The organism is Pseudomonas sp. KH_040 (assembly GCF_057839305.1).
This window is the reverse complement of the sequence record NZ_CM174487.1, coordinates 2,337,966-2,352,963: the sequence shown is the minus strand read 5'-3', so window position 1 is coordinate 2,352,963 and position 14,998 is coordinate 2,337,966. Positions and strand designations below refer to the sequence as shown.

Here is a 14,998-nt window from a genome sequence, read left to right as displayed (position 1 = left end):
AAATGGCGGACTCGCTATGAAGTCGAAACGCAAACCCAACAACGGTTTCGCGCGGGCTGAACACAGTTGCCGGGCGTTGCTGCGTACCAACCACGTCGCGGTCGTAAATATCGATCCCAGCGGCAGCCAGATCATGGCGAACTGGAAGAGCTGCCGGCTGATCCGCAGTCTGGCGATCGCCAATGCGATCTTCGACTTCTCCTACCACTGTACGATCTACATCGGCGCCATGCGTCGTGACGAGCGCGGTGCTGAGTACATCAAGTCGGTCGAGATCTCGCCCAAGGGCATCTACAAGGTCGAGCGCCTGACCGATGCCATCGAGCATTACTATCTGGAGCTGCGCAACAGCGCGAACCCGAGCCATCTGGTCGCATCAGGCTGGGTTGCCATTCTGGACGAAGTTTCGATGGATGAAGCCCAAGCCGCGAAGCTGTTTTACTCCGCCGGCGCCTGGCATCAGGTGAAGGTAGCTGCGTGAGACGTTCCAGACCCCAACAGCGCAAACGACAGACCTGGCTGGGCTTGCCGGCCAGCGGAATTGAAGAGGTAGGCCATGGCCAAGACTGGACAAGAGCGATCGGCGAAGGCCGCCGAGAAGCGAATCGAGTACGACGAGAAGGAATTGCGGCACCGGCTACGGCTGGGCACCCGACAGAAGTTTGAAGAATTGATGGCCTGGAACGAAATTGAGGAAGTTAGCGAGGCGGTGCAGAACCTGATTCTCAACGCTCATGCGCTCGGGCCGGCCCTGTCGTTTCAAGCGATGGAAAGCCCGCGCCACAAAGTGCAGATAAACGAAAATGTGGCGCGGATGTTTTTGCAAGAAAGCCTAGCGGAACTGAAGCGCGATCCAGGTGACGAAGTAGGCAGTACTTTCAGGTAATAAGCTGCCGCTACATCCCTACCAAATCAACTTTATTTATCTATTTGACTACCAGAAACGTCTACTAACGCACTGCGTTCAAGCTCTCGCCTAAGATTCAAATATAACCGCAGGAATTTTCTATAAGACAAATCATAATTCCCAAGCACCGTCTTCAGTTCACCACGTGCTTCAGCCTGCTTTATCACATCAGCAACATCATTATTCATTTCACTACACGCCACTAATAAATCCGAATCCAAATACGGATAAAGCTTACTAGCTTCCACATGCAGAACTTCCGCGGCAGCAACAAGTGATTCCTTAGTCGCCCCCTTTGCATTCATCGAAGAAATAAACGCTTCATTAGCAGCAAAGAAGCCTGTAGCCTTTTCAGTCAACGCAGCCCTGATAATTAAAGCGCTAGATGCGCGAGTTGTCATCTCAGCTTGCTGAAGCTGCATATTAGCAACTTTTACCGCAACAAACCCTGTGATCAGAGCACCAACAATCACACCCCCCACGCCAAAAATGGCACCTACTGCTGCCGCCCGTGTATCTGACACTTGATAAAACTCCTGATAACAGATTCCGTTTTTTAGCAACCTGTAATACCCCAACCCAAACTAAATTGCCACCACCGGTCACGGAGGGCGGCGCATGACTGGAGAAAGTCCATGGGTCTCCTGTCTCAGCTCTCACCGATGAAGAGCTTATTCATTACGCTGGAATCGACGAAGACGCCCAGGCTGAGATGGCGGGGAGGTCGATATCGTTTCGAGGGACGTATATCAGAGATCGAAACGCTGAAACAGGAAGTCGCCGGACTTGAAGAGCAGGTGGAGGAAGCCGCAGAAGAAGGATCTGCCGCCGACGATATGCAGGAGAGCATGCAGCGAATTCACGACCTCTTAAAGAGCCACGGCGATATGACTGCACGCGAGGCAGCGGAAGCTATCGATTCAGCGCTTGCTGAAATTTCAGATTTTGTTCGCTGACCACCCTATGCCGGGCCGAACACAAATACCGCAACGACGGGCAATGCGCCAGCTCGGACGAAGCTCGGCGGCTGCACTTAAGCGAGTCATGGCAGGTGCGGCATCGAAGAAGAGTAAGATCTACTTCCCCCCTCCCTTCGCGGCGCTGAGCGTATGAACCACGACTAGGTGGAAGATTACATTTGCATTACGTGACGTGCCATCGTGACTTACTGAAAACGACATCCGTTGGATGCCGTCTTCCTGTCTAACGGCCGCTCATCTAAACGACAAGCGGCAGCTGCAGGTATTATCAGAGGTCAGAATGCAACTTCTTAACCTCGTCTTTCGGAATGATTGCGAGAATAGAGCCATCAGCGGCCAAAAGAACATATTGATGCCCTTGGTCCGTGACTTTTGCGGCCTTATCATAGACCTTGATGTCACCTTCGTAATCTTCTACAGCTACAGCCATTTTCATTTCTCCTTGATCCGGCTCCATACCGGAAACCTGTAATACCCCAACTCAAACCAAATTGCCACCACCGGTCACGGAGGGCGGCGTCTGACTGGAGAAATCCATGAGCCACAACTGCGAATACGTCCGGCAGTACTATGAGGTGCCCGCCGAAATCGGCCGCCGCGTCATCGCCTACGGTAAGCCCGGCGTCATCCTGGCTGATCGCGGCCACTACATTGGCGTGGTGCTGGACGAAGACCCGAAGAAGCGCATCGGCAATTACCACTCCACCCACGAAATGCAGTACGGCGAAATTGCCGAGACGTTGCCGCTCAAAGAGTGGTTGGTCCTCCCGTTAAAGCATGGCTGGGAAGATCTCGACTGGAACCGCGAGGCCCGTGAAGACCTGGTCAGGGTATGGGCAACCACTCGCAGCCAGGCCAAATACAAGGCTTACGAGCGGCTTCAGGATTACTGCCACAGCATCAAGGCGATGCTGCACTTCAAGGTCCGGCGCGCCTGATAGTGTTCAGGCGATACCTGTCAGCACAAAACTGAGCAGGCACCGTCTCGACCGAATAGATATCTATTCGTCTCTGTGTCGGGCGCAGGAGTAGCATTCATCGGCGCTAAGTTCATCAACCACAGCCTTGATGAGATCAGTCATTTCCCGGCGACTATCGAAGGCGCCGTCGAGTTCACCGCTGCTTATACGAGAGTTTCCGAGCTTGTAAGCTTCTTCTATGTCGTTAGAGCCCTCGGTAAACGTTCCATCGTGGTACTCGCACTCGTCTAAAACACCGGCCTCAACGGCGATGCGAATGGCTAAGTTTCGTTTATCTTCCATTTCTTCCATGTGCCTTTTTGCTATACCCACGATGCTCACCTTTCCGTAGTTCGTTACGCTGACGCATCACTGTGCATCAGCAGATGACACGCAGAATCCGCATACCAACCAGCTTCGACGCATCTACTAAATACCCCACTTCTACCCAAAGTGCCACCACCCCATCGAGGTGACGATATGCCTGAGATGTATTCAGAGCGGCGTACCCGGCTGCTCAGAGAAATGATTGCCTACGACCCGCTTACCGGAGACTTCACATGGAAGATTGACCACTGCCGGCGGCGCATCGGCGAGCCAGCGGGATCGAAGAAGCCAGATGGGTACGTTTATCTGAAGCTGCTCGAAAAGACCTATGGCGCTCACATGGTGGCCTGGATGCTGGTCACAGGCGGTTGGCCGCAGGGTGCTGTCGATCACCGAGACGGCGTTCGAAGCAACAACGCTTGAGAAAATTTGAGAGTGGCGACCAGTGCGCAAAACAATGCACACGTCACTCCACGGTGCGCGTCCGGCCTAAAAGGCGCGACTTACCACAAAGGGGATCGCTGCTGGAAAGCGCAGATCTACGCCAACGGCAAGAAGACCTACCTCGGATCATTTCCGACACCTGAGCAAGCGCACGCCGCCTATGTTGCAGCGGCAGATAAATATCAAGGCGAGTTCGCGCACCACCGATCGCGCCGAGCCTGAGCCAATCCAGAATTCAACTATCACGCCAGCCGGCGAGGATCCCCTATGCCCGCACAACAGAAGAAACACCCCTTCGATTTCAAAACTCAATACGGACTCGGCTTCAGCACTCAGGACGATGAGATCGTTGTCGATTTCTTCTGCGGTGGCGGTGGCGGCGGTGGCGGTGGCGGCGGTGCCGGTACCGGCTTGGAAATGGGTCTGGGTCGCTCGGTGAACGTCGCGAAGAACCACAGTCCGCACGCGATCAGCATGCACACCGTGAATCACCCGGGCGCCGCGGACTACACCACCGACGTGTTCGACGGCGACCCCGACATCGAGTGCGGCGGCAAGGCCGTTGGCTGGTTCCACATGTCACCTGACTGCACTCACCACAGCCAGGCGGCCGGCGGTCAACCTCGCAAGCGCGAGATCCGGAATCTGTCGTGGATCGCCCTGAAGTGGCCCGGCAAGAAAAAGCCCCGCGTCATCAGCCTTGAGAATGTGAAGCAGATCCTCCAATGGGGGCCGCTGATCGCCAAGCGCTGCAAGTCGACCGGCCGCGTGATGAAGCTGGGCGGTGCCATTGCCGAGCCTGGCGAAGTCGTCCCGGTTCACCAGCAGTTCCTGGTGCCTGACCCGAAACGCCGCAGGCAGACGTGGGCGGTTTTCGTCGCTGAGCTGCAGAAGCTTGGCTACAAGGTCGAATGGCGGGTCATCAAGGCATGCGACTTCGGCACGCCGACCAGCCGCGAGCGACTCTTCATGATCGCCCGTTGCGACGGACAGCCGATTGTATGGCCTGAGCCAACCCACGCGAAGAACCCGGCCAAGGGCCAAAAGAAGTGGCGCACCGCCGCCGAGTGCATCGACTGGACCATTCCGAGCAAAAGCTTTTTCGACCGAGCTAAGCCACTGGCCCCGGCCACCCTGCGCCGGATCGCCAAAGGCATGAAGAAGTTCGTCATCGATGCGGCTGACCCGTTCATTGTGCCGATCGCGAACTAGTCGGGCGAAAGCGTCCAATCCGCGCATGACCCGCTGCGCACCGTGACGTCATGGCCGCGCGGCGGATCGTTCGCCATGGCAAGCCCAATCATCGCGCCAGCAACGCATCAGGGCAGTGATCGCATCAACGATCCCCACGCCCCGCTGCCGACGGTCACGTGCGCCAACCGCGGCGAGCTGACGATGATCAGTCCGGTGATGGTCACCGCTGCGCATGGCGAAGGGAAACCGGGCGGTGTTCAGCGCTGGGGCGACGGCAGCAAGTTTGCCGGTGACCCGCTGGGCACTGTTAGTACAAGCGGCGGGCATTCAGTCGCCGCCGCGCATCTGGTCAAGTCCCGGTTTGCGGACGAAGGAAAAACACTCGACGAGCCGCTTCCAACCATCACCAGCGGCGGTGACTACAAGCGACCCGCCGGCGCCGCCCACGCCATGGGCATATCAACAGTGTTCATGGCCCAGATGAATGGCGGCTTCAACACTACGGCAGCCAAGAGCATCGAGGATCCGATGACCACGGTGACCAACACCGGCAGCCAGAGCAGCTGGTAAAGGCGAACCTGGTGCACCTGCGCGGCAACTGCGATGCACGGGACGCAGCCGATCCGCTGCACACCATCAGCGCCGGCGGCACTCACCATGGACTGGTCACCGCATTCGTGGAACGCCAATTCGGCGCCAGCGTTGGCCAAGGCGTGGACGAACCGGCGCCAACTATCACAGCCGGCGGTGGTGGGAAAAGCTCGCTGGTCGAGCAGCAGCTCTCGCCGGAAGTTGAAGCAGGCGCGCTGCGGGTCGCAGCATTCCTGATCAGCTACTACGGCACCGAGAACATGAGCGCCGCCGACGCGCCAGCGCCAACCATCACCACCAAGGATCGGCTGGGCCTGGTCACCGTCACCATCAAGGGAACGCCTTACGTGATCGTCGACATCTGTCTGCGGATGCTTCAACCGGCCGAGCTGTACAAGGCTCAGGGCTTCCCCGCCGACTACATCATCAGCCACGGCGCCGACGGCAAGCCATTCACCAAAACCCAGCAGGTGCACATGTGCGGCAACAGCGTCAGCCCGCCGCCGATGGCAGCACTGGCACGGGCGAACGATCCGTGGCGCGTTGTCGAGCAGCAGGCAGCCGCGGCGTAGTCACAGCCACGGCAACGCCGACAGCCAGTCAGCCAGACGCATCAACATGTGGCTGAGCAGTTCGATAAGCAATTGGTACATCAAATCGGCAATCAAGCCTTTCATTGGGGAGGTCTCCATACTTTGGGAGAGGCGTTGCCCCTCTACCATTATATGGCCCTTCAAACCTTCGCCACCCCACCCTCCACCGCCCGGGCATGCCCCGGCATAGGACGCCCCATGCCCACAGAAAACAAAACGGCCGAGCCGCTGAAGGTTGATCCCTCGACTGTGGCCAAGCTGGTAATCACCGGCGCACTGCGGCTCGACCCGATTACCGTGTTCCTCGAGGATTTCGGCCGCCGCGACTGTCCTACTGAATCCGACGCGACTTATCAGACCGCCCTGGGCAAGATCACGATTAACTGCTGGGACAATAGCTGGAACGCCTACTGGGCGGCATGGGCCCGCGCAAGGTGGCGGACTGTGATTGGAACTACGTCCTGAACTGCCTTGATCGCGGGATCAGCCCCACAGTGTTCAGCGGTAACGCCCTTCACGTTCTGGCCAAGAAGTGCATCGTTCAGCGCCGCCGGCAACAGACAGGGCGCCATGAGTGGGAGCTGGGTGAGCTGAGTAAAGACGAAGCCCGAGAGCTTTGGCGCGACATCGACGAGCTACGCGGCATAGAGAACGCTAACGAGTGCTGGCATCAAAGCAGGTTACTGACAGAACTGTTCGGCGAGGAATGGCATTACCCCGTCGGCAACGCGCTTGAAGAAAACCACAAATTCACGTACCTGCGGCCCGTAGTCGAGGCAGTGCAGGAAGCACTACGTCAAGAATAGATACCGCGCACGATACTCCAGATATGCAGGCTAAATTTCAGCCTGCTCACCTGTTTCAAGAGGGCCTACTAGAAAGAAACCGACACTCCGGCCTTGTGAACCGTTTTCGTTTTACCGATCTAGGTGACTAACCAAGCTCTTTAACCATCGGGATTCCAAGCCCGGCCTCCAATGCTACTTTGGATAGCTGCGAACCATCCAGATCAAAACCGTAATTTTGAAAAAGAGGAACTAAATCACCGCTCGCGGCAGTGAGTAGAATATTATTACATTCTAACTCATAAGCTTTGCTCTCCAGTGCCACCATCAAACCATCAAGCATTTTTAGACCTTCATGAGTTTGATGATCAAATCGCCTCTTTGATTTAGGAATTGGCTTGTACGGGTCTTGAAAATTTACATCTAGGAGAACCATATCATTTGGATAAATCAAAGCAACGATAAGCTCCATACATGCAGTATCATCTAGCCTCTCATCATCCACATCAACCACTACTGCCCAGATATCACGAAGTAGCTCTTTTCCAACCTTCTTTTCTATTACTCTAAAGGAGAGCGGTTTATCAAAATCGTCCTGCATTTCCATCGGATCAACAGGAAATAAATTTCTAGTAACAATCTGGTGCCAAATCACAAAGCCGAGCTGTGAAATGTCGTCCTCTTTGCGTGAAGCCAAGGACTCAATTTCATTCAGCCCCCATGATGTAACGCTCGTACTTTCGAAGCGATCTCGGACCAGCTGAGTATCAAAAAAATTTTTAAGCCCCACGCACAACTCCTTTTTGGGTACAGCTCATCAATGGAAAAATGTAACCGCTCACTTAACTCTCAAATGTAATTATTACCACAAAACTACCTCTCGTCTCTGTGCCAGAAAGGATTTTCTGAGCATTACACTCATAAAAGTTCCCTTCCCCCCTTCAAAGTCAGCCGCTATAGCGTCAAGGAACCTTTGAAAGAAAATTCAGTTATCCGAATGAAACACCAAGGTGCCATGACGTCAAGATGGGTCTACTGCAATCCGAAATGCTTCGGGATATAAGTTTGTTACACCAATCATATCTGTAAAAAATGTAAGCTCGGTTGCAATCATTATCACCGGCACTAGATACATCGAATAAAGCTGACAGTACGACTTTACCGTCAGAACAAGTCTTCTTACCCCAACTATATTGTAATCCCTAACCATATCCAATCTTGAAATAAGATAGTCGATATCTTCATGATTCTCTGAAGACGCAACAATATTTGCATACTTCTTGGCGTGCTGTTTTATGTCGCGATCACTTGCTGCTATATCTTCATCAAGCTTACGCGAAAGAATCTTCAAGTTATCACCACAAGTATTCAGCTTTTCCGCCCTTACCTCATACCCAGCCTTAGCCATTGTGACAGAATAAACCAAAACAGAGACTGCTAAAAAAAGCTGCATACTGTTGATAACTGAAGTTTGAAAACTCAGCTTAATACCTGCGTTCTGAAACAACGGAATAAGTATCAAACCTAAGGATAGTACTGTTGTTGCTATAAAAGAAGCCTGACTACTCATTCGAAGCCTTATCGCTGCTCGATAGCGACAGTTCGAAGTAACTCTCACACTTATGTGAAGCTTCTGAATTGGGGTTTTTGGCTCGCGCTTAGGTGTTTCGATATTGTTTTTAATCGGAAAAATATTAGAAAACAAATGCGCCCCCAGAGAAAGAGCGATAGCGCTCTAGAAGATAAAAGTTGGTTAGCTCATCTAATTCTACCAGCCCGCCTCAAGGTTAACTAGAGTGAAATCCTTCATGATCATTGACGACGTAATGACCGACAAAATCACCCTGCACGGCCTCGGCTTTGTGCAGGTCCAGTTGCAGGGCAATCAGCGCCTGCACGTCTGGCACCCTGAGCTACCGCGCCGGGCCTGCTTCGAACACTCGGCGATCCACGACCACCGTTTCAGCTTCACCTCTCGCGTGATCGTCGGCATGCTGTTCAACCATGAGTTCGAACTCGTCTGCCATGACGCCGGCGAATTCCTGCTGTACCTGCACGAAGGCTCTCGGACAGCAGGCGGTGGCCGGCCATGGACACCGGACGGTCGTGTAGACCTAGTGCATGTCGGAACGATCGGGATCCCCGTCGGCAACGATTACAACACCCAGGCGTACGCATATCACCGCACTGAACCGGGCGGCGATGGGCGAGTGGCGACAATCATGGCCAAGCGCGGCGAGTATCCGGCCGGCGCCCACTCAACCTGTCGGGTCGGGATTGAGCCTGACACTGACTTCGACCGGTTCCAGTGGTCGCCCGCTCGGCTCTGGGAGGTCGTGAGCGATGTGCTGCTCGGCCAGGCGTATCATAGTTAATTATCTTTTTCTCAAAGCATATCCGGGGGTAAAGAAATATTGGCGACTTCCATTAACAAAAGTAAATTAGGCACATGCTTGGTGTTGACTTTTATCGTATGCCTTTTGCCATATGCATCAATACAGACCAGTTTGTAAGCCAAAGCTTTCTTCCCAAACAACTCATCATCACCTACAAATGGAGCCCAGCCGTGCAAAGGAACTCCATACTGAATTGGTAAGTTTTTCTTGTAAATTACGCTCTTACTGAAGTCATTAAGAACAATATCACCTCCACCTGAAGATCTAAATTTAGGATCAGTCAAGTCTCCATATAACCTTTTTACTCTAACCCACCCAGAGCCCTTGTACTTTATAGAAAGCTCATAATCCAGCACATGAACCGAGCTTTTACTTGAGTTAAGTAAGTACGGATATAGAAAGTACGAAGTCACTCTAGGGTGAGTAGGAGATTCCAGCTGGCCAATCATAACCGCAAGCACTTGTCCGCCGATCTTTGGCTTAGAAGACCAGTGATCGTAGAAAACTTTGAACCAACCAGAAAACGCGAACAAGGCTGTTGCTAGCTTAATCATCCATTCTGGCATGTGAACCCCTCAATCTAATACCGTTAAGATCAGCGATTAATCACGCTTCATTACCAAATAACAAATAAGTTATTCCATTTATCTAAAGGACCGCAAGTGTACTACGGGCGAGGCATTCTCATGTCTGATCAAAAATACCACCTGCGCGGGCTCGCTATCGAAGCGATCTCTGATATAGCCCAATACCTGCCACAAGACTGCCAGATGTTTGTGATCGTCTGCCGGCCGAGCAAGGCCGACTTTGACCTCGTGCTGCCATCGCCGGAAGCGAACTTGAATAACGCGCTCGACGCGCTGCGCCGCCAAGGCCTGAGCATCGACGGCGATAACACCTACAAGCGCGACCTGCTCGACGCAACCGTGGGCGCGCTGGCTCTCGGCGCGCAGAACAGCAACCCGCCGCCATCCGATCACTGGGCGACACGGTTCTGGGAAATCGGCCGAGAAGAACGCGAGTTGCACGAAGATCTTGTCGGCGCACTCAGGCTCACCCACGAGAACTTGCGCGCCTGTCAGGCAACCATCCACTTGGCGGGCGGGTTCGACCCTGCATACGTCAACGATGCACAGGAAGCAATGGCCATTGCCGACGCGCTGCTGGCAAAGGCCGGCGCATAACCCATCACCACCTTCTGCCGCCACGCGCGGCATGGAGCATCACCAATGAAAAAAGAGCTGATCAAGATCAGTGAATTCCAGCGCCGGCGCTGGGGTGAAAACGGCACGCCTCCGTGCCCTCAAGCAATCCGCAACTACATCCAAAATGGCCAGGTGCCCGGCGAGCAGATCGGGAAACCCCTGGTACGTTGATTGGACGGCGTTCAGCAGGTCAGACGGCAATGACCTGGTCGCGATGGTATTGAAAGGAGCTGCATGATGGTCCCACGGCCGCGCAACAAGGCGAACAAGAGCCTCCCGCAGAACCTGTACTTCGATTCGCGGCGCTCGACCTATCGCTAGCGCCGGCCTACCGAGGGTAAGTGGTTCCAGTTCGGCTCGGACCGAATCAAAGCGATGGATGCGGCGAAGCAGTTGAATCTGGAGTTCATGCGCGGCGCCGACCTGATTGGCGCTGTGATGGGCAGCACTTCCGAATCGTTCGCCGGCTTCTTGGACACATACGAGCGTGACGTGCTGCCGCCGCGGGAACTAGCGAAAGGTACCTTGGGCCTGTACGCCGTGCACTTTCGCCGCTTCCGGAAGCAGTTCGAAGGCAAAGTGGTCGACCAGATCACGATCCGCATGATCGCGGAGATGCTGGACGCCCTCACGCCGCGCACTGCCAACCAGTGCCGCGCCCTGCTGATCGACATTTTCAACCATGCAGCAGCAAATGGCCTGTGCCCGGACAATCCAGCGGCCAGCACCATCAACCGAATCGAGAAAAAGCAACGCAAGCGACACACCGTCGAAGGCCTGAAGGCCATCCGGGAGAATTCACCGTTCTGGCTACAGAACGCAATAGACCCCGCGCTCATTACTGCGCAGCGCCGGACGGACATCTTGAATATGCGGTTCGATGGTGTTCGGGAAGGGTTTTTGTATGTCGTGCAGCAGAAGACGGCCAAAGCCAGCGACGCGGCGTGGATCAGCCGGTGCCGTGATGACATCGTCTCGCCGTACCTGATTCACCGCCGGCCAGACCGCAAAAAGCAGAAGCAGGCGCAAACGAAGGATCACTGGACTCAGGTCGAAGAACGATATTTGACGCGAGCCTTCAAGGAGGCCCGGGAACTGGCGGGTTGTTACAAGGGATGGAAAGAAGAGGAAATGCCGGGCTTTAACGAAGTGCGCGCGCTGTCACTGCACCTCTATCAGAAAGCCGGTAAGGACGATCAGAAGATCGCCGGACACGCTAGCGAAACCATGACCAAAAACTACCAGAAAGACCACGCAGAAATCGTCTGGTCGGAGGCAATTCCAGACCTGAATATCAGCGAAACCCCCGGGTAGTTTTAAGCGGGTTTTGCGCGGGTTTTTCGCAGGCACAAAAAAACCGATCCATCTGATCGGCTTAAGTGTCTGATTTTAATCAGGAATTATGGTCGGGACGGAGTGATTCGAACACTCGACCCCTAGCACCCCATGCTAGTGCGCTACCGGACTGCGCTACGCCCCGACTGGTCTTGCAACTCGTTCTTCATCTCGAAGAACGCTCAAGAATATAGCGCAAGCGTTTGAAAACTGGAAGTATTCAAACGCTGCTTTTTATTTCTTGAGAACCACCAGTACATCTTCCAATTCGGCAATCATTTGCCGAATCATCTGCTTGTATTGGGTCGTGTCGTCTTTGGCTTCATCGCCGGACAAACGCAGGCGTGCGCCGCCGATGGTGAAACCCTGATCGTAAAGGAGCGCGCGGATCTGCCGGATCATCAGCACGTCCTGGCGCTGATAATACCGGCGGTTTCCGCGGCGTTTGACGGGGTTGAGTTGAGGAAACTCCTGCTCCCAGTAGCGCAGCACGTGTGGCTTTACGGCACACAGCTCGCTGACTTCACCGATGGTGAAGTAGCGTTTGCCCGGGATGACCGGTAGTTCGTCGTTATGACTTGGTTCCAGCATAAGCCTCAACTCGGGCCTTCAACTTCTGCCCTGGACGAAAGGTGACCACACGGCGAGCCGTGATCGGGATTTCTTCCCCCGTTTTCGGGTTGCGGCCAGGCCGCTGGCGTTTGTCCCGAAGGTCGAAATTGCCGAAACCGGACAATTTGACCTGCTCGTTGTCTTCAAGAGCGTGCCTGATTTCCTCGAAAAACAGTTCTACCAATTCCTTGGCTTCCCGCTTGTTCAGGCCCAGCTCTTCATACAGACGTTCCGCCATCTCAGCTTTCGTCAAAGCCCCCATACGTCACTTCCTTAACGTGGCGTTCAACCTTTGTTCGAGCGAGGTGAGGATATTTTGCGTCGTCGAATTCACCTCATCGTCATTAAGAGTGCGCGATGGATGCTGCCAGGTCAAGCCAACTGCAAGGCTTTTTCTATCAGGATCAATACCTTTACCCTGATACACGTCAAACAGCCTGAGATCTGTGAGCCATTCGCCTGCATTTTCACGGATTACGTCCAGTACGGCTGCAGACGCGACGTCTTTGTGCGCAATCAGTGCAAGGTCACGACGCACTTCAGGAAAGCGCGACAACTCATGGAATTTCGGCATTTTACCGAGTGCCACTTCTGCCAGAACCAGTTCGAAAACGAAGACCGGACGATCCAGACCCAAGGCTTTCGACAATTCCGGGTGGATGGCACCGATGAAGCCGACTTCACGCCCTTCGCGCTCGATGCGCGCGGTTTGACCCGGGTGCAGCGCCGGGTGTTTGCCCGGTGCGAAGGTGAACGAATCCAGTGCACCGGCAAAGCCCAGCACCGCTTCCACGTCAGCTTTGACATCGAAGAAATCGACAGTGTCGCGACCTTGCGCCCAGCCTTCCGGCAGACGGCTACCGCAAACCACGCCGGACAGCATCGGCTCTTGCTTCAGACCTTCCAGCTGACCAACGAAGCGCAGACCGCTTTCGAACAGACGCACGCGATCTTGCTGGCGGTTGAGGTTGTGCTGCAGCGCTTTGACCAGACCCGGCCACAGCGACGAACGCATGGCGGCCATGTCATTGGAGATCGGATTGGCCAGCAACAGCGGCTCGACGCCCGGGTTGAACAGCTCGAACTGACGCGGATCGATGAAGCTGTAAGTGATCGCTTCCTGATAACCACGCGCTACCAACAGACGACGCAGTTCCGGCAGATCGCTACGCGCTTCAGCCTTGGCTTGCGGCGCCAGGCGCGCTTGCGGGTAACGAACCGGCAGACGGTTGTAGCCGTACAGACGGGCCAGCTCTTCGATCAGATCGACTTCCAGGCTGATGTCGAAGCGATGGCTTGGCACTTCTACTCGCCACTGGCCTTCACCGTCGGCAGCAATGCCAAGACCCAGGCCGCCGAGCAAACGCTCAACCTGGGCGGAATCCATTTCCATACCGAGCATCTGAGTGATGCGCTGGGAACGCAGAGTGATCGGCGCGATCGACGGCAGATGCTGCGCACTGACGGTCTCGATGATCGGGCCGGCTTCACCGCCAGTGATTTCCAGCAGCAGGCCAGTGGCGCGCTCCATGGCTTCACGGGCCAGTTGCCAATCGACGCCACGCTCGTAGCGGTGCGAAGCATCGGTGTGCAGGCCATAGGAACGGGCCTTGCCCGCCACTGCGATCTGATCGAAGAACGCACTTTCCAGAAATACGTCGCGAGTGGTCGCGGAAACACCACTGTGCTCACCACCCATCACACCGGCAATCGCCAGCGCGCGAGTGTGGTCAGCGATCACCAGCGTATCGCTACGCAGGCTGACTTCCTGACCGTCGAGCAGCACCAGCTTCTCGCCCTCTTCCGCCATGCGCACACGGATGCCGCCATTGATTTCGGCGAGATCGAAGGCGTGCAGCGGCTGACCCAGTTCGAGCATCACGTAATTGGTGATGTCGACGGCAGCGTCGATGCTGCGCACGTCAGCGCGACGCAGACGCTCAACCATCCACAGCGGCGTCGGCCTGGACAGATCAACGTTGCGGATAACGCGGCCCAGGTAACGTGGGCACGCGGCAGGCGCCAGCACTTCTACCGAACGCACTTCGTCGTGCACGGCAGGAATGGCCATGACCACCGGACGGATGACCGGTGCGTCGTACAGCGCGCCGACTTCACGAGCCAGACCGGCCAGGGACAGGCAGTCGCCGCGGTTCGGGGTCAGGTCGACCTCGATGCTGGCGTCTTCCAGATCCAGATACACACGGAAGTCTTCGCCCACCGGCGCATCAGCCGGCAGCTCCATCAGACCGTCGTTGCCTTCACCGACCTGCAACTCGGCTTGCGAGCACAGCATGCCGTTGGACTCGACGCCGCGCAGTTTGGCTCTCTTGATCTTGAAGTCGCCCGGCAGCTCAGCGCCAATCATGGCGAACGGAATCTTCAGGCCCGGACGCACGTTTGGCGCACCGCACACGACCTGGAAGGTTTCCGCGCCATTGCTGACCTGGCACACGCGCAACTTGTCGGCATCAGGGTGTTGCTCGGTGCTCAGCACCTCGCCCACGACCACGCCGCTGAAAACACCGGCAGCCGGGGTCACGCTATCGACCTCCAGACCAGCCATCGACAGACGAGCAACCAGCTCGTCGCGATTTACCTGCGGGCTAACCCAGCCACGCAGCCATTGTTCACTGAATTTCATCCTGCTCTCCTAAGAATTCGTTACGA

General features: G+C 55.3%; 18 protein-coding genes, 1 tRNA gene and 3 pseudogenes. 12 read left to right on the top strand and 10 right to left on the bottom strand.

Translation table 11 applies throughout. The features are described 5' to 3' along the window. Positions 1-16 precede the first annotated feature (16 nt). Positions 17-481: a hypothetical protein gene (locus AC3IUF_RS10565; protein WP_489280990.1), complete on the top strand. Its 465-nt coding sequence runs from the start codon at positions 17-19 to the stop codon at positions 479-481. A gap of 75 nt (positions 482-556) precedes the next feature. Beyond that, the gene (locus AC3IUF_RS10560) at positions 557-886 is read left to right on the top strand and encodes a hypothetical protein (RefSeq protein ID WP_489280989.1); all 330 of its coding nucleotides are present in this window, start codon (positions 557-559) and stop codon (positions 884-886) included. Positions 887-918: 32 nt separating this feature from the next. On the opposite strand, the gene AC3IUF_RS10555 is transcribed toward AC3IUF_RS10560, so the two are convergent. Further along, on the bottom strand, positions 919-1,431 hold the full coding sequence (locus AC3IUF_RS10555; RefSeq protein WP_489280988.1) for a hypothetical protein: 513 nt from the start codon (positions 1,429-1,431) through the stop codon (positions 919-921). A gap of 111 nt (positions 1,432-1,542) precedes the next feature. Here AC3IUF_RS10555 and AC3IUF_RS10550 point away from each other — a divergent pair, with 111 nt between their 5' ends. Continuing rightward, positions 1,543-1,863 carry a hypothetical protein gene (locus AC3IUF_RS10550; RefSeq protein WP_489280987.1) on the top strand — a complete coding sequence of 107 codons (321 nt, stop codon included), beginning with the start codon at positions 1,543-1,545 and terminating at the stop codon, positions 1,861-1,863. A gap of 292 nt (positions 1,864-2,155) precedes the next feature. Here the strand turns inward: AC3IUF_RS10550 and AC3IUF_RS10545 are convergent, their stop codons facing one another. After that, positions 2,156-2,344, bottom strand: a complete 189-nt coding sequence (locus AC3IUF_RS10545; protein WP_489280986.1) for a hypothetical protein — start codon at positions 2,342-2,344, stop codon at positions 2,156-2,158. 79 nt (positions 2,345-2,423) lie between these two features. Here AC3IUF_RS10545 and AC3IUF_RS10540 point away from each other — a divergent pair, with 79 nt between their 5' ends. Then, on the top strand, positions 2,424-2,825 hold the full coding sequence (locus tag AC3IUF_RS10540; protein WP_489280985.1) for a hypothetical protein: 402 nt from the start codon (positions 2,424-2,426) through the stop codon (positions 2,823-2,825). A gap of 63 nt (positions 2,826-2,888) precedes the next feature. Here the strand turns inward: AC3IUF_RS10540 and AC3IUF_RS10535 are convergent, their stop codons facing one another. Beyond that, entirely contained in the window at positions 2,889-3,158 is a 270-nt protein-coding gene (locus AC3IUF_RS10535; protein WP_489280984.1) for a hypothetical protein, read from the bottom strand. Positions 3,159-3,326: 168 nt separating this feature from the next. Here AC3IUF_RS10535 and AC3IUF_RS10530 point away from each other — a divergent pair, with 168 nt between their 5' ends. From AC3IUF_RS10530 to AC3IUF_RS10515, 4 genes and pseudogenes are all read left to right on the top strand, one after another. Further along, entirely contained in the window at positions 3,327-3,596 is a 270-nt protein-coding gene (locus AC3IUF_RS10530) for an HNH endonuclease (RefSeq protein ID WP_489280983.1), read from the top strand. Positions 3,597-3,884: 288 nt separating this feature from the next. Further along, positions 3,885-5,974, top strand: a pseudogene (locus tag AC3IUF_RS10525) (DNA cytosine methyltransferase). 219 nt (positions 5,975-6,193) lie between these two features. After that, positions 6,194-6,460, top strand: a complete 267-nt coding sequence (locus tag AC3IUF_RS10520; RefSeq protein WP_489280982.1) for a phiTE_072 family protein — start codon at positions 6,194-6,196, stop codon at positions 6,458-6,460. Between the two features lie 29 nt (positions 6,461-6,489). Further along, the gene (locus AC3IUF_RS10515; protein WP_489280981.1) at positions 6,490-6,801 is read left to right on the top strand and encodes a phiTE_072 family protein; all 312 of its coding nucleotides are present in this window, start codon (positions 6,490-6,492) and stop codon (positions 6,799-6,801) included. A gap of 127 nt (positions 6,802-6,928) precedes the next feature. Here the strand turns inward: AC3IUF_RS10515 and AC3IUF_RS10510 are convergent, their stop codons facing one another. Together AC3IUF_RS10510 and AC3IUF_RS10505 are read right to left on the bottom strand one after the other, a co-directional pair. After that, positions 6,929-7,570, bottom strand: a complete 642-nt coding sequence (locus AC3IUF_RS10510) for a hypothetical protein (RefSeq protein WP_489280980.1) — start codon at positions 7,568-7,570, stop codon at positions 6,929-6,931. 231 nt (positions 7,571-7,801) lie between these two features. Further along, the gene (locus AC3IUF_RS10505; RefSeq protein ID WP_489280979.1) at positions 7,802-8,485 is read right to left on the bottom strand and encodes an SLATT domain-containing protein; all 684 of its coding nucleotides are present in this window, start codon (positions 8,483-8,485) and stop codon (positions 7,802-7,804) included. 103 nt (positions 8,486-8,588) lie between these two features. On the opposite strand from AC3IUF_RS10505, the gene AC3IUF_RS10500 reads away from it, so the two are divergent. Then, positions 8,589-9,155: a hypothetical protein gene (locus AC3IUF_RS10500; protein ID WP_489280978.1), complete on the top strand. Its 567-nt coding sequence runs from the start codon at positions 8,589-8,591 to the stop codon at positions 9,153-9,155. An 11-nt stretch (positions 9,156-9,166) separates the two neighbouring features. Here the strand turns inward: AC3IUF_RS10500 and AC3IUF_RS10495 are convergent, their stop codons facing one another. After that, a complete protein-coding gene (locus tag AC3IUF_RS10495) occupies positions 9,167-9,742 on the bottom strand; it encodes a hypothetical protein (RefSeq protein WP_489280977.1) in 576 nt (191 codons plus the stop codon). Positions 9,743-9,862: 120 nt separating this feature from the next. Here AC3IUF_RS10495 and AC3IUF_RS10490 point away from each other — a divergent pair, with 120 nt between their 5' ends. From AC3IUF_RS10490 to AC3IUF_RS10480, 3 genes and pseudogenes are all read left to right on the top strand, one after another. Further along, positions 9,863-10,360: a hypothetical protein gene (locus tag AC3IUF_RS10490; RefSeq protein WP_489280976.1), complete on the top strand. Its 498-nt coding sequence runs from the start codon at positions 9,863-9,865 to the stop codon at positions 10,358-10,360. A 45-nt stretch (positions 10,361-10,405) separates the two neighbouring features. Continuing rightward, positions 10,406-10,619 (top strand): annotated as a pseudogene (locus AC3IUF_RS10485) (hypothetical protein). After that, positions 10,619-11,695: pseudogene (locus AC3IUF_RS10480) on the top strand (phage integrase Arm DNA-binding domain-containing protein). Before AC3IUF_RS10485 ends, AC3IUF_RS10480 begins: the two co-directional pseudogenes overlap by 1 nt. Positions 11,696-11,784: 89 nt before the next feature. On the opposite strand, the gene AC3IUF_RS10475 reads toward AC3IUF_RS10480, so the two are convergent. The 4 genes from AC3IUF_RS10475 to pheT form a co-directional block, all read right to left on the bottom strand. Next, positions 11,785-11,861: transfer RNA gene (locus tag AC3IUF_RS10475), tRNA-Pro, on the bottom strand. A gap of 89 nt (positions 11,862-11,950) precedes the next feature. Then, on the bottom strand, positions 11,951-12,307 hold the full coding sequence (locus AC3IUF_RS10470) for a MerR family transcriptional regulator (RefSeq protein WP_003179985.1): 357 nt from the start codon (positions 12,305-12,307) through the stop codon (positions 11,951-11,953). Further along, positions 12,288-12,590 carry an integration host factor subunit alpha gene (gene ihfA, locus AC3IUF_RS10465; RefSeq protein WP_002553164.1) on the bottom strand — a complete coding sequence of 101 codons (303 nt, stop codon included), beginning with the start codon at positions 12,588-12,590 and terminating at the stop codon, positions 12,288-12,290. Before ihfA ends, AC3IUF_RS10470 begins: the two co-directional genes overlap by 20 nt. A 3-nt stretch (positions 12,591-12,593) precedes the next feature. Further along, a complete protein-coding gene (gene pheT / locus AC3IUF_RS10460; RefSeq protein ID WP_489280975.1) occupies positions 12,594-14,972 on the bottom strand; it encodes a phenylalanine--tRNA ligase subunit beta in 2,379 nt (792 codons plus the stop codon). Between the last annotated feature and the right edge of the window lie 26 nt (positions 14,973-14,998).

Coding starts and splice junctions, on each gene's coding strand:
- AC3IUF_RS10565 (WP_489280990.1), top strand. CDS start 17: ATGAAGTCGAAACGCAAACCCAACAACGGTTTCGCGCGGGCTGAACAC.
- AC3IUF_RS10560 (WP_489280989.1), top strand. CDS start 557: ATGGCCAAGACTGGACAAGAGCGATCGGCGAAGGCCGCCGAGAAGCGA.
- AC3IUF_RS10550 (WP_489280987.1), top strand. CDS start 1,543: ATGGGTCTCCTGTCTCAGCTCTCACCGATGAAGAGCTTATTCATTACG.
- AC3IUF_RS10545 (WP_489280986.1), bottom strand. CDS start 2,344: ATGGAGCCGGATCAAGGAGAAATGAAAATGGCTGTAGCTGTAGAAGAT.
- AC3IUF_RS10540 (WP_489280985.1), top strand. CDS start 2,424: ATGAGCCACAACTGCGAATACGTCCGGCAGTACTATGAGGTGCCCGCC.
- AC3IUF_RS10535 (WP_489280984.1), bottom strand. CDS start 3,158: ATGGAAGAAATGGAAGATAAACGAAACTTAGCCATTCGCATCGCCGTT.
- AC3IUF_RS10530 (WP_489280983.1), top strand. CDS start 3,327: ATGCCTGAGATGTATTCAGAGCGGCGTACCCGGCTGCTCAGAGAAATG.
- AC3IUF_RS10520 (WP_489280982.1), top strand. CDS start 6,194: ATGCCCACAGAAAACAAAACGGCCGAGCCGCTGAAGGTTGATCCCTCG.
- AC3IUF_RS10500 (WP_489280978.1), top strand. CDS start 8,589: ATGATCATTGACGACGTAATGACCGACAAAATCACCCTGCACGGCCTC.
- AC3IUF_RS10495 (WP_489280977.1), bottom strand. CDS start 9,742: ATGCCAGAATGGATGATTAAGCTAGCAACAGCCTTGTTCGCGTTTTCT.
- AC3IUF_RS10490 (WP_489280976.1), top strand. CDS start 9,863: ATGTCTGATCAAAAATACCACCTGCGCGGGCTCGCTATCGAAGCGATC.
- AC3IUF_RS10470 (WP_003179985.1), bottom strand. CDS start 12,307: ATGCTGGAACCAAGTCATAACGACGAACTACCGGTCATCCCGGGCAAA.
- ihfA (WP_002553164.1), bottom strand. CDS start 12,590: ATGGGGGCTTTGACGAAAGCTGAGATGGCGGAACGTCTGTATGAAGAG.
- pheT (WP_489280975.1), bottom strand. CDS start 14,972: ATGAAATTCAGTGAACAATGGCTGCGTGGCTGGGTTAGCCCGCAGGTA.